Source organism: Pseudomonas sp. TH06, assembly GCF_016651305.1.
Classification (GTDB): Bacteria; Pseudomonadota; Gammaproteobacteria; order Pseudomonadales; family Pseudomonadaceae; genus Aquipseudomonas.
In genome coordinates this window covers 172510-194137 of sequence record NZ_JAEKEC010000004.1, presented here as the reverse complement: position 1 = coordinate 194137, position 21628 = coordinate 172510, and the positions used below count along the sequence as shown (strand labels likewise).

Below are 21628 nucleotides of genomic sequence, written 5' to 3'. Positions count from 1 at the left end.
GGGGGAAAGACAAAAACAAGAGGATTTTCTCATGGCTAAAATCGGATTTATCGGCACCGGCATCATGGGCCACCCAATGGCGGCGAACCTGCAGAAAGCCGGTCACAGCCTGTTCCTGTCGGCACACCACGACGCCGCCCCGGCCGATCTGGTTGCCGCTGGCGCCGTCGCCCTGGCCAACCCGCGCGAAGTCGCGCAGGAAGCCGAATTCATCATCGTCATGGTGCCGGATACCCCACAGGTCGATGACGTACTGTTCCGCGCCGACGGCGTTGCGGCCGGCATCGGCAAAGGCAAAGTCGTGATCGACATGAGCTCGATCTCGCCAACCGCCACCAAGGCGTTCGCCGCGAAGATCAACGAGAAAGGCGCTCAGTACCTCGACGCGCCAGTGTCCGGCGGTGAAGTAGGCGCCAAAGCCGCCACCCTGAGCATCATGATCGGTGGCGACGCCGATGCCTTCGAACGCGCACTGCCGCTGTTCCAGGCCATGGGCAAGAACATCACCCTGGTCGGTGGCAATGGCGACGGTCAGACCGCCAAAGTCGCCAACCAGATCATCGTCGCGCTGAACATTCAGGCCGTCGCTGAGGCCCTGCTGTTCGCCTCGAAAAACGGTGCCGATCCAGCCAAGGTGCGTGAAGCACTGATGGGCGGTTTCGCCTCCTCGAAGATCCTCGAAGTGCACGGCGAGCGCATGATCAAAGGCACCTTCGATCCAGGTTTCCGCATCAGCCTGCACCAGAAGGACCTGAACCTGGCCCTGCAAGGCGCCAAGGAACTGAACATCAACCTGCCAAACACCGCCAACGCCCAGCAAGTGTTCAGCACCTGCGCGGCCATCGGTGGCAGCAACTGGGACCACTCGGCGCTGATCAAGGGCCTGGAACACATGGCCAACTTCTCGATTCGCGACAAAAAGTAAGCCTTCATCAAACCTGTAGGAGTGAGCCTGCTCGCGATGAATTCATCTCGGTGTACCTGATACACCGCGCAGCCTGAATCGCGAGCAGGCTCACTCCTACAGGGATCTGAGTTGCCCTTTCGAATAACAAGAATTCCGGGAGTCCGCCATGTCGGTCGATCCGCAACAACTGCTGCGCGAGCTGTTTGCCACAGCCATCGACGCGGCCCATCCGAACCAGGTCCTCGAAGCCCATTTGCCTACTGACCGCACTGGCCGCGTCATCGTCATCGGTGCCGGCAAAGCCGCCGCTGCCATGGCACAAGTGGTCGAGCGTTGCTGGGAAGGTGAAGTCACAGGCCTGGTCGTGACCCGTTACGGTCACGGCGCCCCGTGCGAAAAAATCGAAGTGGTCGAAGCGGCGCATCCGGTGCCGGACGCTGCCGGTCTGGCCGTGGCCAAGCGCGTGCTTGAGCTGGTCAGCAACCTGACTGAAGACGACCGCGTGATCTTCCTGTTGTCTGGCGGCGGCTCTGCCCTGCTCGCCTTGCCGGCCGCCGGCATCACCCTCGCCGACAAGCAATCGATCAACAAGGCCCTGCTCAAATCCGGCGCGACCATCGGCGAGATGAACTGCGTACGCAAGCACCTCTCGGCGATCAAGGGCGGCCGTCTCGGCAAGGCCTGCTGGCCCGCAACTGTTTATACCTACGCAATTTCCGATGTACCGGGCGACCTCGCCACGGTCATCGCTTCCGGCCCGACCGTGGCCGACCCGAGCACCTCGGCCGAGGCGCTGGCAATCCTCAAGCGCTATGCCATCGAAGTACCGGCCTCGGTGCGCAACTGGTTGCAAAGCCCGGAGTCGGAAACCGTCAAACCCGGTGATCCGAGCCTGGCGCGCAGTCATTTCCAATTGATCGCCCGCCCTCAGCAATCGCTGGATGCCGCGGCGGTGAAATGCCGTCAGGCCGGGTTCAGCACGCTGATCCTCGGCGACCTCGAAGGCGAGTCCCGCGAAGTGGCGAAAGTCCACGCCGGCATCGCCCGCCAGATCATCAATCATGGTCAGCCATTGGCGGCGCCGTGCGTGATCCTCTCCGGCGGCGAAACCACCGTGACCGTGCGCGGCAATGGCCGTGGCGGACGCAACGCCGAATTCCTCTTGAGCCTCACCGACAGCCTCAAGGGCCAGCCCGGCGTCTACGCCCTGGCCGGTGACACCGACGGCATCGACGGCTCGGAAGACAATGCCGGCGCGATCATGACCCCGGACAGCTACGCCCGCGCCGCCGCCCTCGGCTTGAGCGCCAGCGACGAGCTGGATAACAACAACGGCTACGGCTATTTCGCGGCGCTCGATGCGCTGATCGTCACCGAGCCGACCCGCACCAACGTCAACGACTTCCGCGCCATTCTGATCCTCGAGAGTTCTAAATCATGACGCCTGATAAAAAGGTCAAAATCCTCGCCACCCTCGGGCCTGCGGTCGATGGCATCGAAGACATCCGCGAGCTGGTCGAGGCCGGGGTCAATATCTTCCGCCTCAACTTCAGCCACGGCGATCACGCCGACCACGCCAAGCGCTATCAGTGGATCCGCGAAGTCGAGCGTCAGCTCAACTATCCGCTGGGTATTCTGATGGATTTGCAGGGGCCAAAACTGCGTGTCGGCAAGTTCGCTGACGGCAAGGTCCAGTTGCATCGCGGTCAGGCATTCCGCCTTGATCTGGACGCCACACCGGGCGACGAACGTCGGGTGAATCTGCCGCATCCAGAGATCATCGCCGCACTGGAAGCAGGCATGGATCTGCTGCTCGACGACGGCAAGCTGCGCCTGCGCGTGGTGACCAAATACAACGACGCAATCGACACCACCGTGCTCAACGGCGGCGAACTGTCGGACCGCAAAGGTGTGAACGTGCCACAAGCGGTACTCGACCTGAGCCCGCTGACCGCCAAGGATCGCCGCGATCTGAGCTTCGGTCTGGAGCTGGGTGTGGACTGGGTCGCGCTGTCGTTCGTGCAGCGTCCGCAGGACATTCTCGAAGCCCGCGAATTGATCGGCGACAAGGCCTTTCTGATGGCGAAGATCGAAAAGCCGTCGGCGGTCGAACAACTGCGTGAAATCGCCGAACTGAGCGACGCGATCATGGTGGCCCGTGGCGACCTCGGCGTCGAAGTGCCGGCGGAAAGCGTGCCGCAGATCCAGAAAAATATCATCACGACGTGCCGCGAACTGGGCAAACCGGTGGTGGTGGCGACGCAGATGCTTGAGTCGATGCGCTTCTCCCCTGCCCCGACCCGCGCTGAAGTGACTGACGTTGCCAACGCCGTGGCCGAAGGTGCCGATGCGGTCATGCTGTCGGCGGAAACCGCCTCCGGTGAATACCCGCTGGAGGCCGTGCAAATGATGAGCAAGATCATTCGTCAGGTGGAAAACGGCCCGGATTATCAGACTCAGCTCGACGTCAGCCGACCGAAAGCTGAAGCGACCGTTTCCGACGCAATCAGCTGCGCGATCCGCCGCATCAGCAACGTGCTGCCGGTGGCGGTGCTGGTCAACTACAGCGAGTCGGGCGCCTCCAGTTTGCGTGCCGCACGGGAACGGCCGAAAGCGCCGATCCTCAACCTGACACCGAACCTGCAGACTGCGCGCCGCTTGAGCGTGGCGTGGGGCATTCACTCGGTGGTCAACGATCGTCTGCGTCAGGTTGATGAAGTTTGCTCGACCGCGCTGGAAATCGCCCAGGCACAAGGCATGGCCGAGCGTGGCGACACGCTGCTGATCACGGCGGGTGTGCCGTTCGGCCAGCCTGGATCGACTAACTCGCTGCGTATCGAAACATTGATTTAACCCACCATAAAAAGTGGGTGCATAACCTTGTGGCGAGGGGATTTATCCCCGTTCGGCTGCGCAGCAGTCGTCGCTTTTAAACGGTGTGACGGTTTCCACAGAGAAATCGCATTCACCGATGTGGGGGCCGCTTCGCAGCCCAACGGGGCGGTGCGACGTTTCGCTAAATCCCCTCACCGCAGGTATGCAAGACCTTTTGATTTTCCAACTGCCCAGATTTTCTCAACATGCCTGCCAACCATTTCAACACCCACTGCCCCGACTGGGCCGAGGCTTTGCTCAACGGTTTCAGTCAAATATTCCTCCAGCGCCATCCGCTGTGCGGCCTGCTGTGCCTCTTGGCGATCCTGCTCACCGCGCCGGTGCTGTTTGCCGGTGCGCTGCTCGGTGCGGTCGCCGGATTGCTCACCGCGCAACGCCGCAACTACGCCAAGGCTGATCGCCAGGCCGGGCTGTTCAGCTACAACGGCGTTTTGCTCGGCCTGTTGCTGAGCCTGTATTTCCCTTGGTCGCCAATGCTGCCGCCGCTGATTCTCGCCGCTGGCGGCTTGAGCGCGATGGTCACGCAGCAGTGGCTCAAACATGTCTATCGCAGCCGAGCCATACCGGCCTACACCTCGCCGTTCGTGGCCATGAGCTGGATCCTGCTGCTGTTCGCCGAACCTTCGGCACCCATGGCGCACATCGAGATGAACACGCTGAACCTCCTTGCCGCTGAACTGCGCGGTTTGGGTCAGGTGATGTTCCTCGGTCATCCGCTGGCCGGCGCACTGATCGCCGCTGGTTTGCTGATCGCTGATCGCCGGGCTTTTTGCTGGGCGCTGCTGGCCTCGGCGATTGGCCTCGGTTCCAGCCTGCTGCACCACGAAACCAGCCTGGCGCTGCTCGGCCTCGGCAGTTACAACGCCGTCCTCGCCGCCCTCGCCTTCAGTGCACAACGCCAACAACCGTGGCTGCCGTTGCTCGGTATCGTCCTGGCGCTGCTGGTCACACCGCTGTTTGCCGCTATCGGGTTGGCCACGCTGACTGCGCCGTTCATCCTCGCCTGCTGGCTGATTCGTGCCGGGATTCAAATGTTCGGCAAAGCCACGGTCGACAGTGCGTCTTGCGCTCACGGGGAGAATCAACCTAGGCTGCGCTGATCTTCGATTCAGGCGTTATCCATGGACAGCAGCAACAGTTGGCGTGAACGGCTTTACGTCATGATTTTCCAGAGCGACACCCTCGCCGGGCGGCGCTTCGACGGCATCTTGCTGTTGATCATCCTCGCCAGTCTGGTGATCGTGATGCTCGACAGTATCGACAGCATTCACCAGAACTACGCAGGGGTGCTGGCTTACATCGAATGGGGCTTCACGATCATCTTTCTCGGCGAGTACATCCTGCGCCTGTATTGCTCGCCCAAGCCGTTGCGCTACGCCTTCAGCTTTTATGGGCTGGTGGACTTGCTGGCGATCGTGCCGGGCATCCTCGCGCTGTATTACAGCGATGCGCAGTACCTGCTGATTATTCGGATCATTCGGATGCTGCGGATTTTCCGTGTGCTCAAGCTCAGCCCGTACCTCAAGCAAGCCAACTATCTGATGTCGGCGCTGCGTGGCAGCAAGCAGAAGATCGTGGTGTTTCTGGTCAGCGTATGCACCTTGGTGACGGTGTTCGGCACCTTGATGTACGTGATCGAAGGCCCGGAACACGGCTTTACCAGCATTCCCAAAGGCATCTATTGGGCTATCGTGACCCTGACCACCGTGGGCTTCGGCGACATCGTGCCGAAGACGCCGCTGGGCCAGGTGATTTCGTCGCTGGTGATGATCACCGGTTATTCGATCATCGCTGTACCCACCGGGATTTTCACCGCCGAACTGGCCAACGCCATGCGTGGTGAACAACTGCAACACGACTGCCCGGTGTGCAAGAAAAACAGCCATGAACACGGCGCCGCGTTCTGCTCACGTTGTGGCAATGCGCTGTTTAAGAAAATGGAATAAGCACAGAGCTTTTTAATCTTTAAGCGACTATGCGTGCCCCGTTATAGTCGTGGCAATTAAACATCACCCCCCGCATAGACAAAACAAGGAATGCGCAGTGAAAAAACTCTTTGGCGCCTCACTTCTCGCCGCTGGCCTGGCCTTGGCCAACATCGCTCAGGCGGCCCCGACGCTGCTTAACGTTTCCTACGACGTGATGCGCGATTTCTACAAGGACTACAACACTGCGTTCCAGAAACACTGGCAAGCCGAGCACAACGAAAACATCACGGTGCAGATGTCCTTCGGCGGCTCGAGCAAGCAGGCACGCTCGGTCATCGACGGCCTGCCGGCAGACGTCATCACCATGAACATGGCGACCGACATCAACGCCCTCGCCGACAACGGCAAACTGGTCCCGGACAACTGGGTTACGCGTCTGCCGAACAACAGTGCACCGTTCACTTCCGCCACCGTGTTCATCGTCCGCAAAGGCAACCCGAAAGCCCTGAAAGACTGGCCGGATCTGCTCAAGGACGGTGTGCAGGTGATCGTGCCGAACCCGAAAACCTCGGGTAACGGCCGCTACACCTACCTGTCGGCCTGGGGTTATGTGCTGAAGAACGGCGGCGACGAGAACAAGGCCAAGGACTTCGTCGGCAAACTGTTCAAGCAAGCGCCCGTGCTCGACACCGGTGGCCGCGCCGCGACCACCACGTTCATGACCAACCAGATCGGCGACGTGCTGGTGACCTTCGAAAACGAAGCGGAAATGATCGCCCGCGAATTTGGTCGTGATCAGTTCGAAGTGATCTACCCAAGCGTCTCCGCTGAGGCTGAGCCACCGGTTTCCGTGGTCGATAAAGTGGTCGACAAGAAAGGCTCGCGCGCTGCGGCGGATGAGTACCTGAAGTATCTGTGGTCGCCGGAAGGCCAGGAAATTGCTGCGGCCAACTACCTGCGTCCGCGTGATCCAGCGGTGCTGGCGAAGTACACCGACCGTTTCCCGAAAGTTGATTTCCTTTCGGTTGAGAAGACCTTTGGTGACTGGCGCACGGTGCAGAAGACCCACTTCAATGATGGTGGGGTTTTCGACCAGATCTACTCGGGCCAGTAAGGTTTAAGCAAACATGAAAAAGGCGACCCACGACGGTCGCCTTTTTTGTGCGCTTCTGAATCCACTACAAACCCAATGTAGGAGTGAGCCTGCTCGCGATAGCGTCCTGTCATTCTGCACATGTGGTGGCTGACAGGACGCTATCGCGAGCAGGCTCACTCCTACCGGGGAATATGTCAGGCGGTTACATCGGTGGCGTCACTCCGTCCTTCCCCGCCGAAATCGATTGAGCGGTCAAAGTGCCGTCCGCACTCTGCGTGACGAACGTAACGATCTTCACCCCGACCTTGAGCAAGCTGCGATCCCCCGGCATCAGGTTGACGATCGGTACATCCTCCGGCACCAGAATCTTCTGCTGGCCGCCCTTGTAGTTCACCGTCAGTACCCGGCCATTGCTGACCACCAGATCGCCGACACTGCCATTGGTCATGCTGCTGCCCTTGGCCAGATCGAACGGCCGATGTCCGTCGCCACTACCCGCCAGTTCCGGCGGGAATACATGCACCTCCAGCGCCTTGAGCGTGCCATCCTCCTGGGGCATGGCCGCCGAACCGATGTAGCTGCCGGGCTTGATATCTTCGATGTTGGCGAGGGTAACGGCGCGGACCTTGGTGTCCTGAGTCAACTGGATCACCACGTTCTCGCCACTGTTGACGTGGACTTTCAAGGAGTCGGCGCTGACACCCGTGATCTCGCCGCGCACGCCGATGCGCATCCCCGGTGCGTCCGCCGCCTGCACGCCGGTCGAGCCCAGCACGCCAATCATGGCAATGGTCGCGGTGTAACGAAGCATCAGACGAAACATTGCAATCCTCCGGTCATGAATATTCAACAAGTCGATGCAAACATAAGCACGCTATCGAAGAAGATGTAAGTGAATGTATCATCGACCTTCAATCGCCGGACGCAAGGTCCGTCGAGGGACGATGACCTGATGAACGCCAGCCATTCCGCAACGGAATAACTGATATCAAGCGAAGGCGTCTTCTGCCCGCCCGGTTTGTCCCATAGCCTCACCGCATTCCCTTTCGCTGGATCGAGAAACCTTATGACCGCCACAACTCACGCAATGACCCGAGGCATGGTGCTGCTGTTCGCTTTCTGCTGCGGCGCCATCGTTGCCAACATCTACTACGCGCAGCCAATCATTGGCCTGATTGCGCCGGACATCGGCCTGACCGACACCATGGCCAGCTTCATCGTCTCGCTGACCCAGATCGGTTACGCGCTGGGCCTGTTCTTCCTGGTGCCACTGGGCGATCTGCTGGAAAACCGCCGCTTGATGATCATCACCACCGTGGTGGCGATTGCCAGCCTGCTCGGTGCGGCGTTCACCGACCAGCCCAATGTGTTTCTGCTGATCTCGTTGCTGGTGGGCTTCAGTTCGGTGTCGGTGCAGATTCTGATTCCGCTGGCCGCACATCTGGCACCGGAGGAGTCTCGTGGCCGCGTCGTCGGCGGAATCATGGGTGGTTTGCTGCTGGGTATTCTGCTGGCGCGGCCAGTGTCGAGCGTGGTCGCCGACCATTTCGGCTGGCGGGCGATGTTCATGATCGCGGCAGCATTGATGGCGGCGATCAGCGTCGTGCTGGCGCTGACTGTGCCCAAGCGCCAACCGGATCACAGCGCCTCTTACGGGCAACTGATCGGCTCGCTGTGGACGCTGCTGCGCCAGCAACCGGTACTGCGTCAGCGGGCGTTTTATCAGGGCTGCATGTTCGCCACCTTCAGTCTGTTCTGGACCGCGGTGCCGCTGGAGCTGGCACGTAACCATGGCCTGTCGCAAAGCGAGATCGCGATTTTCGCCCTGGTCGGCGCCATCGGTGCCATCGCCGCACCGATCAGCGGACGCCTGGCCGACGCCGGCCATACCCGCATCGCCTCGCTGCTGGCCATGGTGTTCGCCAGCCTGAGCTTCCTGCCCGCCTTCATCCACCCGGCCTACAGCGTCATCGGCCTGGCCGTGACCGGCGTGGTGCTCGACTTCTGCGTACAGATGAACATGGTCCTCGGCCAACGCGCGGTGTACTCGCTGGACGCGAAAAGCCGTGGCCGCCTGAACGCGCTGTACATGACCAGCATCTTCATCGGCGGCGCCTTCGGCTCGTCGGTGGCCAGTGCGGTATTCGAACATGGCGGCTGGTTGTGGATCGTGATTGTCGGTAGCGCGTTCCCTGTACTGGCGTTGTTGCGGTTTTTGAGTGTTTCCGAAAAGCATTCTCTGGCCGCTGCCTGACACGTCAAAAGCATCGCGAGCAGGCCCGCTCCCACAGGTTATTCATTGATCCTGCGGGAGCGTTGTCACTCAATACCGAACCAGTTTTTCCATCGCCGCATCCGCCAGAAAGGAGGAGCGGCTTTTGACGTTGTGTTCGCGCACATAACGATCGATTCGCTGGATCACGTAGCCGGGGAGCGTCACGTTGACCTTCTCGGTCTTGCCGAGATAGGGCGAGATATCCAGTTCCAGCATGCCCCAGCCCATGTCGGCAAATTCCGGATTACTGCGATGTGTCGCCGCAGAAGTTGGCAACGGAATGGGTTCTCCGTCCGCCGCGATCTCTTGCAGCATGATGTGTGCGATCTCAACCGCTGCGTTGTAGGCATCTTCAAAGCTATCCCCCGCCGTGACAGCGCCGGGAATATCGGGGATCTGGATGCCGATGGCTGTGTTCTCGTCTCCCCACTCGATGCAGATGGGATATTGCATTATGGATCTCCTTCGAAACTGGCTGGCGGGTTGTACAGCCCGGCACGCCTCCTGATACTTTTGACCGTCCCCAACGGTAAATCCTTTTTCGGATGAGGCACGGGAATCGTGTACGGGTTGTAACGGTGCCTGAAGATGTGATGGCTGCCGGTAATCCTGTCCAACGTCCATCCGGCCTCCTCCAGCTCCTTGATCAATAACCTGCTCTGCACCAACCGCCTCCTTGCCTCGGCCTGTTAAAAGTAACTCTAGAGTTATCTTTACTCAAGCATAGAAATCCGCAGAGCGACGCCCGGTTGTTTTACAGAGTGTGATTGAATGCACCGACCTCAACCCGGATTACACTCAGCCGCTCAACCCGCTAGCTGATCAACGCTGCTCGCCAGACCTTCCAAGGAGTTGCCATGACCCGACGTACCTTCCTCATCACCGGCGCCAGCAAAGGCATTGGCCGGGCGCTGGCCGAACATCTGGACCGCGCCGGGCATCGCGTGGTCGGCATTGCGCGCCAGCCTGATCTGAGCTTTCCGGGCATTCTGTTTCCGCTGGACCTGAGCGATCGCAAGCTGACCGGTGAGGTCCTCGCGGAACTGGCGCGCACGTATGAGTTCGATGGGCTGGTGAACAACGTCGGGCTGGTGCGACCGCAGGCGTTGGGCGATATCGACCTGGAAGCGTTTGACGATGTGATGCGGGTCAACCTGCATTCGGCGTTGCAGGCAACGCAAGCGTTGTTGCCGGGAATGCGGGCGAGGGGTTGGGGTCGGGTGGTGAACATTTCCAGCCTGACAGTGCTGGGCATCGCTCAGCGCACGGCCTATGCGGCGGCAAAAGCGGCGCTGGTCAGCTTCACTCGTTCATGGGCGCTGGAATTGGCGCAGACCGGGATCACTGTCAACGCCGTAGCACCGGGGCCGACCGAGACCGAACTGTTCCGCGCCAACAACCCGCCGGGCAGCGAGGGTGAGGCGCGCTATCTGGCCGGGGTGCCGATGGGGCGGCTTGGGCAGCCGGAAGAGATTGCCTCGGCGATAGCCTTTCTGCTTTCGGAGCAAAGCGGCTTCATCACCGGCCAAACCCTGTTCGTCGATGGCGGCGCCTCAGTGGGCAAAGCCGCGTTCTAATCAACAACACATTCCCCCCTGTAGGAGTGAGCCTGCTCGCGATAGCGTCGGTCCAGCCGACATTGATTTGGCTGACACACCGCTATCGCGAGCAGGCTCACTCCCACAGGGTTATTCAACAGCCTCAAGATTGTGCAAGGACATGAGATGGACCGCCTCGCCGCCATGGAAACCTTCGTCTACGTCGTGGAAACCGGCTCGTTTTCCGCCGCCGCCCGGCGCTTGGGAATCGGCCAGCCCGCCGTGTCGAAAACCATCGCTCAACTGGAAAAGCGCCTGGCCGTAAGTCTGCTGTTGCGCTCGACTCGCGGTCTGACCCCGACCGAATCAGGACTGGCTTTTTTCGAGCGTGCCAAACGCGCGCTCGAAGAAGCCGACGAGGCCGATAATGCCGCGCGCGGTATTGCCAGCGGCCTGAGCGGCAACCTGCGTATCAGCGCCGCCGTGACCTTCGGCCGCCTGCACATCGTGCCGCAACTGGGTCTCTTCCTCGACCAGCATCCACAACTGAACATCGACCTGCTCCTCGACGACCGCAACATCAACCTCGTCGAGGAAGGCATCGACGTCGCTTTGCGTATGGGCCCGCTCAGCGACTCGAGCCTGACCGCACGCAAGATCGCCGACTGCCGCCGTGTAGTGCTCGGCTCGCCGGCGTATTTCGCCCGTCACGGCGTACCCACCTGCCCTGCCGAACTGGATCTGCATCAAGGCATCGTCTACAACCTGAGCGGCGGCGCCACCTGGACTTTCACTCAAGGCACAGCACAACACACGCAAACCCTCAGCGGCCGTATCCGTGTCAGCGCCGCCGAGGGTTTGCGCGCCTCCGTCCTGGCCGATCAGGGCCTGACGATTGCCTCGCAATGGATGTTCGCCCCGGAACTGGCCAGCGGCGCAGTCGTGCCGGTAATGCAGGACTGGACGCTGCCGGACCAGGATCTGTGGGCGGTGTTTCCGACAGGCCGGATGGCGAGTACCAAGGCACGGGTGTTTGTTGAGTATGTGCAGAAATTGCTCGAGGCGAGCCGCTGACGTCACCAACTTTTAGCGTCGCGCACCATCGTCCCTGACTGTACTTCCTGGCCGTCCCTGGCCTGAAAGGTTCAAGGTTGTTTCGGCTCTTTCCCGCGCTGTAACACCTCGTCCGCCATGGCCGGCAAATCGGCGCGCTTGGTATTCGGGCTGACATGGCTAATCAGATCAGCCAGCGCCACGCCCTCCATACCCAGTCTGTCGCGCAGGCCTTCATAGCCTGCGGGAACATTCCCGTCTTTCCAGAAAGAAGGCACGCGTACTTCCTTGGGCAGTCGCGCGCTCTGATCGACGATCTTATAGGGGTAAGGTGTTTCTTCGAGTTTTCTTGACTGGCTCATCAGAGGCGCCTTGCCCGCGACCATTTCGGGATGGGTCAGGCTGCCCGCGCGGTGTTGCTGTTCGAGCAGGACGATGCGCTCCTTCAGCTGTTGGATCTTGCTTTGGTGGCGCTCGTTTTCGCGGATGAGTTCGTCCGGCGTTTTCGCGATCAGCGCTGGCGGCCTGTCCAGTTGTTTCTGGATAAAGATCGCCTTGACCGCGGCCAGGCTGGGCGGTGTCAGCCACACCTGCTCGTTGTGGTCCGTATGGGCTCCGGGCGTCTCGAGGATGTCCTTCAAGTGCGTATGGCTCTCGCTGGCAATCCGCGCCAACCGGTCGGGGTTCAGAGCCTTCAATGGGTACACGCGCTCCAGGTCGTCACGCTTGTAATACAAGGGATTGCGCTGACCGAGATACCTTTCGCCGCTCCTGCCGACCTTGGCGCCCTCTCGCTCACTGGGTGCCTGCGCGACCCGACCGAGAATACGCCCCGCGGAATCCCGGTCGTTATGCCAAAGCTCCAGGGGATGGCTGATATTGCTCAGGGCCGTCTTGCCATCGAGGGTAATGGTTATGCCTGAATTGCCAATGGAACCGATCCCCAACGGAGGCAGTTGCTGGTAGGCCGCTGCGGTCTTGGCCTGGTCGATACGTTTGTCTGACACCACCCGTGTATAGGTGCCCATGGCCCCGCCACGGTTGAAGTCGGCCATTTTTCTGATTCGCCCTATCCCGTTCAACTGGCGCTCATTGACCGATAGAAAACGCTCGGACTTGAGCAGGCCCTGCATTTCGCGAAAGTCCACATCACGGGTGAAGACACTTTTCCCGACACTATGATCAAGAATGCTTTCCAGCGGCGCCGACAACTTCTGCACGTGCCTGGCTTCTTTTCCATGGGGAGCCCCTTCGCGGACCTCTCTGGACAGCTGCATTTCCTGGGCAATTGCTTTGGACAGATAGTTGGCATTCGATCGCCATGCGTTCAACTGATTCAGCTCGCGCTCGGGCAGCTTTTCTCCGGCGGTAAAGCGTTGCAACTGAGTGACCATATGACGTTCGAAGTCAGCGTCACTGGCAAAGGCGTTTTTCGCGATGAACTCGCGCTGGGCCACGGCCGCTGGAGCATGGGCAGCAGGCTGCGCCGGAGCATGAAGAGGGTTGGTGACCGACCTGATAGACATTCCTGTGGGGGTGGCAGCAGGCTGCGGATCGGTTTGCGTTGCCTGTACGGAGAACACACCACTGGCGCCGGGAATATTATGTATCGGCATGTGGAAACTCCTTGATGAGGGTGCACAGCATTTCAAGCCGGCGATGGAACTGCTCGATGACCAGGGAAAATCCTGGTTCGTGTTCCAGGCTGCGCAAATCGACCAGCCCCTTCAACTCGTAACCCTCGGCCCCTTCACTCAACACCAGCTGCCCTGTTTCGAAACCGAATACCGGCTTGCTCAACAAGGAAAACACCTCGGCCGCATTGGCCACGAGCATAGGCAGACGCAGGTCGGCGAGCACACTCCAGACCCATAAGCGATCGTCGTCCACAGTGATGAAAACATCCGAGACGCCATCAAGCTCGATTGCGATTGTGGAGTGCTGGTCAAAATCGAGCATTTTATGCTCGGGGCATTGGTATCGCCGCAGCAACGCATCCATCAGTTCCTTCAGCGTGAATCTTGACTGCTCACGGAAGGAGTAAGGATCTTGCACATCTTCTTTCACCATGGGGGACACCTGGAAGGTCTGAAGTAACCAGCGTTGTTTTGATATCCCGACCATTCGGAATAAAAAATCGCTGGCCTGTCAGGAATCAGGCTTTGGCTCTACTCAGGTCCTTGGGTATCTCCACCAGACCAGATTGGCGAACTGCACACCTTGATAACCATCACCATGACCCGTTGGCGAAGTATGCAAATCAAGGCTCTGAATTATCTGCCGAAAAAAATGCATGAAATTTTAGCCCACGGCCGATATCCATTCAGCCTCGGGTCTGCAGGCTTTGATGTTTTCAGCAGCACCCATTAGCAAAACGGCGATCCGAAGATCGCCGTTTTGCATTACTGCCCGAACTGCTTGCCCAGCCCCGGCGGTACGCCGTGGATGTCGGTGTCTTCCCACGGGCCGTTGGGGCTGATCGAGCGGCTCCAGCCGTTGTTCCAGCGGAAGTAGGTGCGCTGGCGGTAGAAGGTGTTGGGTTGGCCGTCGAGGACATAGACGCCGAGTTTTTGATCCCAATGGCTGTTGCCACCCGGTGGCGGGGCGAAGCTGGCCGAGGTGCGCGGGACCGGTTTCGACGGTTTGGCGGGGATACTTTTGCCCGGTGTCGGCGAGGTCGACGGTGTCGGGCCGGGTTGCGACGGCGGAATCGGTGGCAGGTTGGTGGTCGGTTCCGGGCGTTGCACCGCACATGCACTCAAGCCCAGGGCCAGTGTGAGGACTGTGATTCGGGCGATGGTGTGCATGGCGGTGCTTTCCTGTTTTGCCCGGCTATTTGTCCGGGCTGTCGATGGTCAGTGTTTGTGGCGCGGTGGTGCTGCTGGCCAGAGGGCCGCTGCGACCCACCCACTCCCCTGCGGTCGGCTGACCGGCCCGGGAGATGCGCGCAACCAGTTGGACTTCAGGGAAGTTCGACAGTTTCAACTGCGGCATCATTGCGTCGGCATCGCCCAGTTCGACGGTCACCGGCAGATCGGCAACAGTCAGACGTTTGGCCGCCAGCGGCGCCGGAGGCCCGGAAGTGGCGCGGGCGAAAATGAACACGCTGTCGCCCGGCTGCACTTTGTCTTTGAGTTCGCTGGCCAGATCGACGCTGACCTTCAACAAGGCTGCTTTTGGCGCGGCGGTCTGAGCGACCTTGCCACCACTGGCTTGCAGGCGCTCGGTGGCGCGCTCGATCCCGCCTTGCAGCGCTTCGCGGGATTTGTCGTCCGGCGGCAATTGCGCCAGCAGACGATTCCAGTAATCGATGGCTTGCTGATAGCGCTCACCTTCGAATGCGGCGATGCCGAGCAGACCGAGGCTGGTGACTTCTTTCGGATCGGCCTTCAACGCTTCATCGGTCAGGGCCTGAATTTTGTCCGACCATTTTTTGCCATCGGCAAAATACTGCGCCTGCGCCCACTGGCCGAGCAGCTCCGGCTGGCGGCCGGCGAGGTTGGCGGCGCGTTCGAACATCTTCGCCGCGTCCGCCGGACGCTCCTGAGCCATGTACGTGCGACCGAGGAAGTACAGGCCTTCCGCCGAATCCGGCTGCGCGGCAACGGCGCGCTCCAGACGCTGGGTCATTTCTTCCATCGACTGCGGTGCCTGAGCGAATTCGCGGGTCAGTTCGACTTTGTCGGCAGCACCGAAATGCAGGTACAGACCCAGGCCCAATACCGGTACAAGTACCGCCGCCAGCAGCGGCAACGGTTTGCCCAGTTTCGACACACGCGGCGCTGTAACGCCTTCGGTATCCGCCAGCAACTCACGGGCAGCCTCAGCGCGGCCGCTGTCCATTTGCGCAGCGTCGAGCACGCCTTCAGCCTGTTGCGCTTGCAACTCGGCCACGCGCTCTTGATACAGCGCAACGTTCAGGGCAGTACGATCCTCTTCACGCTGGGCGCGGCGTTCGCGCAAAACCGGGATCAGCAGAAAACTCAGGGCGACCAGAAGCAACAGCCCTGCGGCGAGCCAGAAATCAATCATTCTTGGTTTTTATCCAACAGTTGGTCGAGGCGCTGACGCTCATCGGCGGAAAGCGATTGCGGGGTTTCGGCGCGTTGCCCGCGACGACGGCGGACGATCACCGCGATCACTACAAAACCACCGAGCAGCAGCCCGGCCGGGCCGAACCACAGCAGTGCAGTCTTGGCATTGAGGGCCGGTTTGTAGCGGACAAAATCACCGTAGCGATCAACCATGAAATCGATGATCTGCTGGTTGTCCTTGCCCTCACCGAGCATGCGGAAAATCTCTTTGCGCAGGTCAGCGGCAATCGGCGCATTGGAGTCGGCGATGTCCTGGTTCTGACACTTGGGGCAACGCAATTCCTTGGTCAGTTCGCGGAAACGCTCGCGGTCACCTTCTTTGGCGAACTCGTAAGTGTCGATGGCGGCGTGAGCCACCCCGGCCAGACTCAAGCCCAACACCACGGCGGCTAGAAAGCGCTTCATGGTTTGGCCTCATCGACCAGCGCCTGATACTTGGCCGCGAGTTTTTCGCGCCAGACCTGCTCGTCGATCACACCAACGTACTTGTCACGGATGATGCCTTTGGCGTCGATGAAGAAGGTTTCCGGAGCGCCATAGACCCCGAGGTTCAGGCCCAGCGAGCCTTCGTCGTCACGGATGTCGAGCACGTACGGATTGTGGAACTCGGCCAGCCACTTCAACGCGTCGGCGTTGGTGTCCTTGTAGTTGATCCCGTAGATCACCACACCGCGCTCGGCCAGTTTGTTCAGCACCGGGTGTTCGACCCGGCAGGAAATGCACCAGGTGCCCCAGACGTTGACCAGGGCAGGTTTACCGAGAATGTCAGCCTTGGTCAGAGTCTTGTCGCCCTGCACGGCCGGCAACGAAAATTCCGGGAACGGCTTGTTGATCATGGCCGACGGCAGCTCCGCCGGATCGAGGTACAGACCGCGATAAAGGAAAACCGCCACCAGCAGGAAAATCGCCAGTGGCACCAGCATCAACCAACGTCTCATGCAGCCGCTCCCGTCATGCCCAGCGCTTCACGCACTTTGGATTTCACCTTGACCCGATAGCGCCGATCCAGCGCTGCCAGCAAGCCACCGAGACCGGTGAGCAAGCCGCCGAACCAGATCCAGCGCACGAACGGTTTGACGTGTACCCGCACCGCCCACGCGCCGTTTTCCAGCGGCTCGCCCAAGGCGACGTAGAGGTCGCGGGTGAAACCGGCATCGATCCCGGCCTCGGTCATCACCGAGTTCTGCACGGTGTACAGACGTTTTTCCGGGTGCAACACGCTGACTTCCTTGCCGTCGCGAATCACGCGAATAGTGCCCTTGTCGGAAGTGAAGTTCGGCCCTTCGAAGTGCTTGGCGCCTTCGAAGACAAATTGATAACCGGCCAGTGCCATCGACTCGCCCGGCGCCAGACGCAGGTCGCGTTCGGCACTGTTCTGGCTCGACAACACCACGCCCAGCGCACACACGGCGATGCCGAGGTGGGCGATCTGCATGCCCCAATAACTGCGGGTCAGGGTTGGCAGGCCTTTGATCAGGCCTTTGTGGCGGGTCTTGTCGAAGATGTCGCGCACGCCGGCGAGCAACACCCACGCGGCGAGCAGGAAGGTCGCGATCACCGCCCAGTTGAAATCGCCGTATGCGACGCCGGCCACGACTGCCAGCGCGACGCTGCCGAGCAACACCGGGGTCAGCATGCCCACCAGCCATTTCACCGGGGTGTCTTTCCAGCGCACGATCACACCGACCGCCATCACCATCATCAACAACGCCATCAGCGGAATGAACAGCGCATTGAAGTACGGCGGGCCGACCGACAGTTTGGCGCCGCTGATCGCATCGAGAATCAGCGGATACAAGGTGCCGAGCAGAATCATCGACGCCGCCACCACCAACACCAGGTTGTTGCCCAGCAGCAGGGTTTCCCGCGACCACAGATTGAAACCGACCTGGCTCTTCACCACCGGCGCACGCAACGCAAACAACGTCAGCGAACCACCGACCACGAACAACAGGAAGATCAGGATGAACACACCACGCTCAGGGTCCGAGGCAAACGCATGCACCGAGGTCAGCACGCCGGAACGTACAAGGAAAGTACCGAGCAGGCTCAACGAGAACGCGGCAATCGCCAGCAACACCGTCCAGCTCTTGAACACGCCACGTTTTTCCGTGACCGCCAGCGAGTGAATCAGCGCAGTACCGACCAGCCAAGGCATGAACGAGGCGTTTTCCACCGGGTCCCAGAACCACCAGCCGCCCCAGCCGAGTTCGTAGTAAGCCCACCACGAACCGAGGGTGATGCCGATGCCGAGGAAGGCCCAGGCGACGATGGTCCACGGACGCGACCAGCGTGCCCACGCCGCATCGAGACGACCGCCGAGCAACGCCGCGATGGCGAATGCGAAGGCCACGGAGAAACCGACATACCCCATGTAGAGCATCGGCGGATGCACGATCAGGCCAATGTCTTGCAGCAACGGATTGAGGTCGCGACCGTCCGCCGGAATCTGCGGCAGGATCCGCGAAAACGGGTTCGACGTGAGGATCAGGAACAGCAGGAAACCGGTGCTGATCATGCCCATCACCGCCAGTACGCGGGCGAGCATGACTTGCGGCAACTGCCGGGAGAACACCGACACGGCGAAAGTCCAGCCACCGAGGATCAATGCCCACAGCAGCAGCGAACCTTCGTGGGCGCCCCACACCGCGCTGAACTTGTAGTACCACGGCAACGCACTGTTGGAGTTCATCGCCACGTAACCGACCGAGAAATCATCGGTCATGAACGCGTATGTCAGGCAGCCGAAGGCGAACAGCAAAAAGGCAAACTGGCCCCACGCTGCCGGTTGGGCCAGGCCCATCCACAAGCGGTCGCCGCGCCAGGCACCGAGCAACGGCACCACGGCTTGCACCAGCGCAAAACACAGCGCCAGAATCATCGCCAGATGGCCCAGTTCAGGAATAAAAATAGCGGAAGTCATCGATCAACCCTCCTTCGCTGGGGTCGGCGCGGATTGACCGCTGTCTTTCAACGCTTTGGTCACTTCCGGCGGCATGTACTTCTCGTCGTGCTTGGCCAGTACTTCATCGGCGACGACCACACCGTCAGCATTGATCTTGCCCAAGGCAACGATGCCCTGCCCTTCGCGGAACAGGTCAGGGAGGATGCCGCGATAGGTGATGGTCACGGCCTTGTTGAAGTCGGTGACGACAAATTTGACGTCCAGTGAATCCGTGGAACGTTGCAGCGAGCCCTTCTCGACCATGCCACCGGCACGGATGCGCGTGTCGTGCGGCGCTTCACCGTTGGCGATCTGGGTCGGGGTGTAAAACAGATTGATGTTCTGCTGCAAGGCGCTGAGGGCCAGGCCGACAGCAGCGCCGACCCCGACCAGAATCGCCAGAATGATGATCAAACGTTTTTTGCGCAGCGGATTCACTTGCCGTTCTCCCGGCGCAGACGACGCGCCTCTTGTTGCAGATACCGCTTGCGGGCCAGGATCGGCGCCGCCACGTTGAAGGCCAGTACCGCCAGACAGATGCCGTAGGCCGACCAGACATAGAGGCCATGATGGCCCATGGCGAGGAAGTCGCCGAATGAAGCAAAACTCATCGAGCGGCCTCCAGACTGTGCTGCACTTCTTCTTTCACCCAACTGGCGCGTGCTTCGCGCTTGAGCACTTCCAGACGCATGCGCAGCAACAGCACGGCGCCGAAGAAACAGTAGAAACCCAGCACCGTCAGCAACAGCGGCAGCCACATTTCGGCAGGCATCGCCGGTTTTTCGGTGAGGGTGAAGGTCGCGCCCTGGTGCAGGGTGTTCCACCACTCCACCGAGTATTTGATGATCGGGATGTTGATCACGCCAACGATAGCCAGCACCGCACAGGCCTTGGCGGCGCTGTCGCGGTTGCTGATCGCATTGCCCAGCGCGATCACCCCGAAATACAGGAACAGCAGAATCAGCATCGAGGTCAGCCGTGCGTCCCAGACCCACCACGAGCCCCAGGTCGGCTTGCCCCAGATCGCCCCGGTGACCAGAGCCACGGCGGTCATCCACGCGCCGATCGGTGCGGCGCATTGCAGGGCGACGTCGGCCAGTTTCATCTTCCACACCAGCCCGACCACGCCACACACCGCCAGCATCACGTAGATCGACTGAGCGAGCATCGCGGCAGGCACGTGTATGTAGATGATGCGAAAGCTGTTGCCTTGCTGATAATCCGGCGGCGCGAAGGCCAGGCCCCAGACGACGCCGACGCCAATCAGCAGCAACGCTGCAATGCTCAGCCACGGCAAGAACTTGCTGCTGATGCCGTAGAACCACTTGGGCGAGCCGAGCTTGTGAAACCAGGTCCAGTTCATACTGTTTCCATCACGGGTGCCGCTCATCGGTGTGAGCAGTCTCAGGGTCTTTGCTGGTTAAATTTTAACCAGACCTCATTATTCGCCGACGCTGATCTTCAGGCCAGCCGCTATTGCAAAAGGTGTCAGGGTGATCGCCAGGGCGGTCAGGCTACCAAGCCACAGCAGATACCCGGTCGCCGGCATGCCTTGCAACGCCGCCTGCAAGGCGCCACTGCCAAGAATCAACACCGGGATGTACAACGGCAAAATCAGCAGCGCCAGCAACAGGCCACCGCGCTTCAAACCCACCGTCAGCGCCGCGCCCACCGCGCCGAGCAAGCTCAGCACCGGAGTGCCCAGCAGCAACGACATCAGCAAAACCGGCAGACACGCGGCAGGTAAACCGAGCATCAATGCCAGCAAGGGTGAGAGCAAAACCAGTGCCAGCCCGGAAAAAAGCCAGTGTGCCAGCACCTTGGCCAATACCAGAAGTGGCAACGGGTGCGACGAAAGGACCCACTGTTCGAGGGATCCGTCTTCGAAATCACTGCGGAAAAGCCCGTCCAGCGAGAGCAGGACCGATAAAAGCGCCGCCACCCAGACTAACCCCGGGGACAAGTTTTGCAACACTTGAGTTTCCGGGCCGACGGCCAGCGGGAACAAAGCGATGACGATGGCGAAAAAAATCAGCGGATTGGCCAGCTCCGCCGGGCGGCGAAACAGCAGACGCGATTCACGGGCAACCAGCAGGCCGAACACACTCATACCGCCCAATTCCCCAGATCGATGTCGCGATAACCGGCCGGCATCCGGCTCAGTGTGTGGTGCGTGGTCAACACCACCAGGCCGCCGCGCTCGCAATGGCCGGCCAGATGTTCCTCAAGTTGCGCCACGCCCTGCTTGTCGAGGGCGGTGAACGGTTCGTCGAGAATCCACAGCGGCGGGCTGTCGAGATACAAACGCGCCAGTGCCACACGGCGTTGCTGACCGGCGGACAGACTGTGGCAGGGAACATCTTCGAAGCCGCGCAATCCTACTGCTGCCAAGGCTTGCCAGATGGCCTCGCGTTCGGCGGGATGATGCAGGGCGCACAGCCAGGAGAGGTTTTCTTCCGGGGTCAGCAAATCCTTGATCCCGGCGGCATGGCCGATCCATAAAAGATTGCGCGCCAGTTCGCTGCGTTGTTCGGTCAACGGCAGACCGTTGAGCAGGACTTGACCGTCGGTCGGCTGCATCAGGCCGGCCAACAGCCGTAACAAACTGGTTTTGCCGCTGCCGTTGGGACCGCTGATTTGCACCATATCGCCACTGGCCAGTCTCAATTCGAGATTTTCGAAGAGCAGCCTCAGGTCACGTTCACACGCGAGGGCAACGGTTTGCAGGACAGGACTGGTCAAGGGATCACGGGCCTTATACGGTTCAAGTCGGCTCTGGTGCGGCCGTTAAAGAGATGCAGCATAGATGCATTGACGGCTCGATCTAGAGAGCTGCGTCAAACAATTGTTATGTTTTTTGAACGAAGCGCAAGACGGGCGGCATTATACATGTCGTGC

24 protein-coding genes are annotated in these 21628 nt (G+C 60.4%); 9 read left to right on the top strand and 15 right to left on the bottom strand.

The window, feature by feature from the left end; genetic code table 11:
- The first annotated feature begins 31 nt into the window (after positions 1-31).
- The 6 genes from JFT86_RS28130 to JFT86_RS28105 all read left to right on the top strand — a co-directional run bounded on the left by JFT86_RS28130 (position 32) and on the right by JFT86_RS28105 (position 6844).
- The gene (locus tag JFT86_RS28130) at positions 32-925 is read left to right on the top strand and encodes a 2-hydroxy-3-oxopropionate reductase (protein WP_201239298.1); all 894 of its coding nucleotides are present in this window, start codon (positions 32-34) and stop codon (positions 923-925) included.
- Between the two features lie 148 nt (positions 926-1073).
- Complete coding sequence (locus tag JFT86_RS28125; protein WP_201239297.1) at positions 1074-2348, top strand: glycerate kinase; 1275 nt, start codon at positions 1074-1076, stop codon at positions 2346-2348.
- Positions 2345-3760, top strand: a complete 1416-nt coding sequence (pyk, locus tag JFT86_RS28120) for a pyruvate kinase (protein WP_201239296.1) — start codon at positions 2345-2347, stop codon at positions 3758-3760. The genes JFT86_RS28125 and pyk overlap by 4 nt, the downstream gene beginning before the upstream one ends.
- A gap of 227 nt (positions 3761-3987) precedes the next feature.
- Positions 3988-4902 carry an urea transporter gene (locus JFT86_RS28115; RefSeq protein WP_201239295.1) on the top strand — a complete coding sequence of 305 codons (915 nt, stop codon included), beginning with the start codon at positions 3988-3990 and terminating at the stop codon, positions 4900-4902.
- Between the two features lie 21 nt (positions 4903-4923).
- A complete protein-coding gene (locus tag JFT86_RS28110) occupies positions 4924-5748 on the top strand; it encodes an ion transporter (RefSeq protein ID WP_201239294.1) in 825 nt (274 codons plus the stop codon).
- Positions 5749-5845: 97 nt separating this feature from the next.
- On the top strand, positions 5846-6844 hold the full coding sequence (locus JFT86_RS28105) for a sulfate ABC transporter substrate-binding protein (RefSeq protein ID WP_016771033.1): 999 nt from the start codon (positions 5846-5848) through the stop codon (positions 6842-6844).
- A 184-nt stretch (positions 6845-7028) separates the two neighbouring features.
- Here the strand turns inward: JFT86_RS28105 and JFT86_RS28100 are convergent, their stop codons facing one another.
- On the bottom strand, positions 7029-7649 hold the full coding sequence (locus JFT86_RS28100; RefSeq protein ID WP_201239293.1) for a DUF5666 domain-containing protein: 621 nt from the start codon (positions 7647-7649) through the stop codon (positions 7029-7031).
- Positions 7650-7892: 243 nt separating this feature from the next.
- Between JFT86_RS28100 and JFT86_RS28095 the strand changes: the two genes are divergently transcribed.
- Positions 7893-9080, top strand: a complete 1188-nt coding sequence (locus JFT86_RS28095; protein ID WP_201239292.1) for an MFS transporter — start codon at positions 7893-7895, stop codon at positions 9078-9080.
- Between the two features lie 69 nt (positions 9081-9149).
- On the opposite strand, the gene JFT86_RS28090 is transcribed toward JFT86_RS28095, so the two are convergent.
- The gene (locus tag JFT86_RS28090; protein ID WP_201239291.1) at positions 9150-9554 is read right to left on the bottom strand and encodes a type II toxin-antitoxin system HicB family antitoxin; all 405 of its coding nucleotides are present in this window, start codon (positions 9552-9554) and stop codon (positions 9150-9152) included.
- Positions 9554-9766 (bottom strand): type II toxin-antitoxin system HicA family toxin, encoded by a 213-nt coding sequence (locus JFT86_RS28085; RefSeq protein WP_095050205.1) that lies wholly within the window; start codon positions 9764-9766, stop codon positions 9554-9556. Before JFT86_RS28085 ends, JFT86_RS28090 begins: the two co-directional genes overlap by 1 nt.
- Before the next feature lie 192 nt (positions 9767-9958).
- On the opposite strand from JFT86_RS28085, the gene JFT86_RS28080 reads away from it, so the two are divergent.
- Both JFT86_RS28080 and JFT86_RS28075 read left to right on the top strand, forming a co-directional pair.
- Entirely contained in the window at positions 9959-10678 is a 720-nt protein-coding gene (locus JFT86_RS28080; protein ID WP_201239290.1) for an SDR family oxidoreductase, read from the top strand.
- Positions 10679-10825: 147 nt separating this feature from the next.
- On the top strand, positions 10826-11713 hold the full coding sequence (locus tag JFT86_RS28075; protein ID WP_201239289.1) for a LysR family transcriptional regulator: 888 nt from the start codon (positions 10826-10828) through the stop codon (positions 11711-11713).
- A gap of 71 nt (positions 11714-11784) precedes the next feature.
- Here the strand turns inward: JFT86_RS28075 and JFT86_RS28070 are convergent, their stop codons facing one another.
- The 12 genes from JFT86_RS28070 to ccmA all read right to left on the bottom strand — a co-directional run bounded on the left by JFT86_RS28070 (position 11785) and on the right by ccmA (position 21472).
- Positions 11785-13308, bottom strand: coding sequence for a hypothetical protein (locus tag JFT86_RS28070; protein WP_201234417.1), 1524 nt, complete (start codon positions 13306-13308; stop codon positions 11785-11787).
- Positions 13295-13762 (bottom strand): hypothetical protein, encoded by a 468-nt coding sequence (locus JFT86_RS28065; RefSeq protein ID WP_201234418.1) that lies wholly within the window; start codon positions 13760-13762, stop codon positions 13295-13297. Before JFT86_RS28065 ends, JFT86_RS28070 begins: the two co-directional genes overlap by 14 nt.
- Positions 13763-14094: 332 nt before the next feature.
- On the bottom strand, positions 14095-14499 hold the full coding sequence (locus JFT86_RS28060; RefSeq protein WP_201239288.1) for a hypothetical protein: 405 nt from the start codon (positions 14497-14499) through the stop codon (positions 14095-14097).
- Positions 14500-14524: 25 nt separating this feature from the next.
- On the bottom strand, positions 14525-15724 hold the full coding sequence (ccmI, locus tag JFT86_RS28055) for a c-type cytochrome biogenesis protein CcmI (RefSeq protein WP_201239287.1): 1200 nt from the start codon (positions 15722-15724) through the stop codon (positions 14525-14527).
- Positions 15721-16191, bottom strand: coding sequence for a cytochrome c-type biogenesis protein (locus JFT86_RS28050; protein WP_166222383.1), 471 nt, complete (start codon positions 16189-16191; stop codon positions 15721-15723). Before JFT86_RS28050 ends, ccmI begins: the two co-directional genes overlap by 4 nt.
- Positions 16188-16724 (bottom strand): DsbE family thiol:disulfide interchange protein, encoded by a 537-nt coding sequence (locus tag JFT86_RS28045; protein ID WP_166222385.1) that lies wholly within the window; start codon positions 16722-16724, stop codon positions 16188-16190. The genes JFT86_RS28050 and JFT86_RS28045 overlap by 4 nt, the downstream gene beginning before the upstream one ends.
- The gene (locus JFT86_RS28040; RefSeq protein ID WP_201239286.1) at positions 16721-18709 is read right to left on the bottom strand and encodes a heme lyase CcmF/NrfE family subunit; all 1989 of its coding nucleotides are present in this window, start codon (positions 18707-18709) and stop codon (positions 16721-16723) included. Before JFT86_RS28040 ends, JFT86_RS28045 begins: the two co-directional genes overlap by 4 nt.
- Positions 18710-18712: 3 nt before the next feature.
- Positions 18713-19168 (bottom strand): cytochrome c maturation protein CcmE, encoded by a 456-nt coding sequence (gene ccmE / locus JFT86_RS28035; protein WP_201239285.1) that lies wholly within the window; start codon positions 19166-19168, stop codon positions 18713-18715.
- Entirely contained in the window at positions 19165-19341 is a 177-nt protein-coding gene (ccmD, locus tag JFT86_RS28030) for a heme exporter protein CcmD (protein ID WP_064390881.1), read from the bottom strand. The genes ccmE and ccmD overlap by 4 nt, the downstream gene beginning before the upstream one ends.
- Complete coding sequence (locus JFT86_RS28025; RefSeq protein WP_016987487.1) at positions 19338-20093, bottom strand: heme ABC transporter permease; 756 nt, start codon at positions 20091-20093, stop codon at positions 19338-19340. The genes ccmD and JFT86_RS28025 overlap by 4 nt, the downstream gene beginning before the upstream one ends.
- 78 nt (positions 20094-20171) lie before the next feature.
- On the bottom strand, positions 20172-20840 hold the full coding sequence (gene ccmB, locus JFT86_RS28020; protein ID WP_201239284.1) for a heme exporter protein CcmB: 669 nt from the start codon (positions 20838-20840) through the stop codon (positions 20172-20174).
- On the bottom strand, positions 20837-21472 hold the full coding sequence (ccmA, locus tag JFT86_RS28015) for a cytochrome c biogenesis heme-transporting ATPase CcmA (RefSeq protein ID WP_201239283.1): 636 nt from the start codon (positions 21470-21472) through the stop codon (positions 20837-20839). Before ccmA ends, ccmB begins: the two co-directional genes overlap by 4 nt.
- Positions 21473-21628 lie beyond the last annotated feature (156 nt).

What these genes read in the sequence shown, in the direction of transcription:
- JFT86_RS28095 (WP_201239292.1), top strand. Translation starts at nt 7,893, where the DNA reads ATGACCGCCACAACTCACGCAATGACCCGAGGCATGGTGCTGCTGTTC.
- JFT86_RS28125 (WP_201239297.1), top strand. Translation starts at nt 1,074, where the DNA reads ATGTCGGTCGATCCGCAACAACTGCTGCGCGAGCTGTTTGCCACAGCC.
- JFT86_RS28110 (WP_201239294.1), top strand. Translation starts at nt 4,924, where the DNA reads ATGGACAGCAGCAACAGTTGGCGTGAACGGCTTTACGTCATGATTTTC.
- JFT86_RS28075 (WP_201239289.1), top strand. Translation starts at nt 10,826, where the DNA reads ATGGACCGCCTCGCCGCCATGGAAACCTTCGTCTACGTCGTGGAAACC.
- ccmD (WP_064390881.1), bottom strand. Translation starts at nt 19,341, where the DNA reads ATGAGTTTTGCTTCATTCGGCGACTTCCTCGCCATGGGCCATCATGGC.
- JFT86_RS28045 (WP_166222385.1), bottom strand. Translation starts at nt 16,724, where the DNA reads ATGAGACGTTGGTTGATGCTGGTGCCACTGGCGATTTTCCTGCTGGTG.
- JFT86_RS28130 (WP_201239298.1), top strand. Translation starts at nt 32, where the DNA reads ATGGCTAAAATCGGATTTATCGGCACCGGCATCATGGGCCACCCAATG.
- pyk (WP_201239296.1), top strand. Translation starts at nt 2,345, where the DNA reads ATGACGCCTGATAAAAAGGTCAAAATCCTCGCCACCCTCGGGCCTGCG.
- JFT86_RS28070 (WP_201234417.1), bottom strand. Translation starts at nt 13,308, where the DNA reads ATGCCGATACATAATATTCCCGGCGCCAGTGGTGTGTTCTCCGTACAG.
- JFT86_RS28065 (WP_201234418.1), bottom strand. Translation starts at nt 13,762, where the DNA reads ATGGTGAAAGAAGATGTGCAAGATCCTTACTCCTTCCGTGAGCAGTCA.
- JFT86_RS28040 (WP_201239286.1), bottom strand. Translation starts at nt 18,709, where the DNA reads ATGACTTCCGCTATTTTTATTCCTGAACTGGGCCATCTGGCGATGATT.
- JFT86_RS28025 (WP_016987487.1), bottom strand. Translation starts at nt 20,093, where the DNA reads ATGAACTGGACCTGGTTTCACAAGCTCGGCTCGCCCAAGTGGTTCTAC.
- JFT86_RS28060 (WP_201239288.1), bottom strand. Translation starts at nt 14,499, where the DNA reads ATGCACACCATCGCCCGAATCACAGTCCTCACACTGGCCCTGGGCTTG.
- JFT86_RS28090 (WP_201239291.1), bottom strand. Translation starts at nt 9,554, where the DNA reads ATGCAATATCCCATCTGCATCGAGTGGGGAGACGAGAACACAGCCATC.
- JFT86_RS28115 (WP_201239295.1), top strand. Translation starts at nt 3,988, where the DNA reads ATGCCTGCCAACCATTTCAACACCCACTGCCCCGACTGGGCCGAGGCT.
- JFT86_RS28080 (WP_201239290.1), top strand. Translation starts at nt 9,959, where the DNA reads ATGACCCGACGTACCTTCCTCATCACCGGCGCCAGCAAAGGCATTGGC.
- ccmI (WP_201239287.1), bottom strand. Translation starts at nt 15,724, where the DNA reads ATGATTGATTTCTGGCTCGCCGCAGGGCTGTTGCTTCTGGTCGCCCTG.
- ccmB (WP_201239284.1), bottom strand. Translation starts at nt 20,840, where the DNA reads ATGAGTGTGTTCGGCCTGCTGGTTGCCCGTGAATCGCGTCTGCTGTTT.
- JFT86_RS28100 (WP_201239293.1), bottom strand. Translation starts at nt 7,649, where the DNA reads ATGTTTCGTCTGATGCTTCGTTACACCGCGACCATTGCCATGATTGGC.
- JFT86_RS28050 (WP_166222383.1), bottom strand. Translation starts at nt 16,191, where the DNA reads ATGAAGCGCTTTCTAGCCGCCGTGGTGTTGGGCTTGAGTCTGGCCGGG.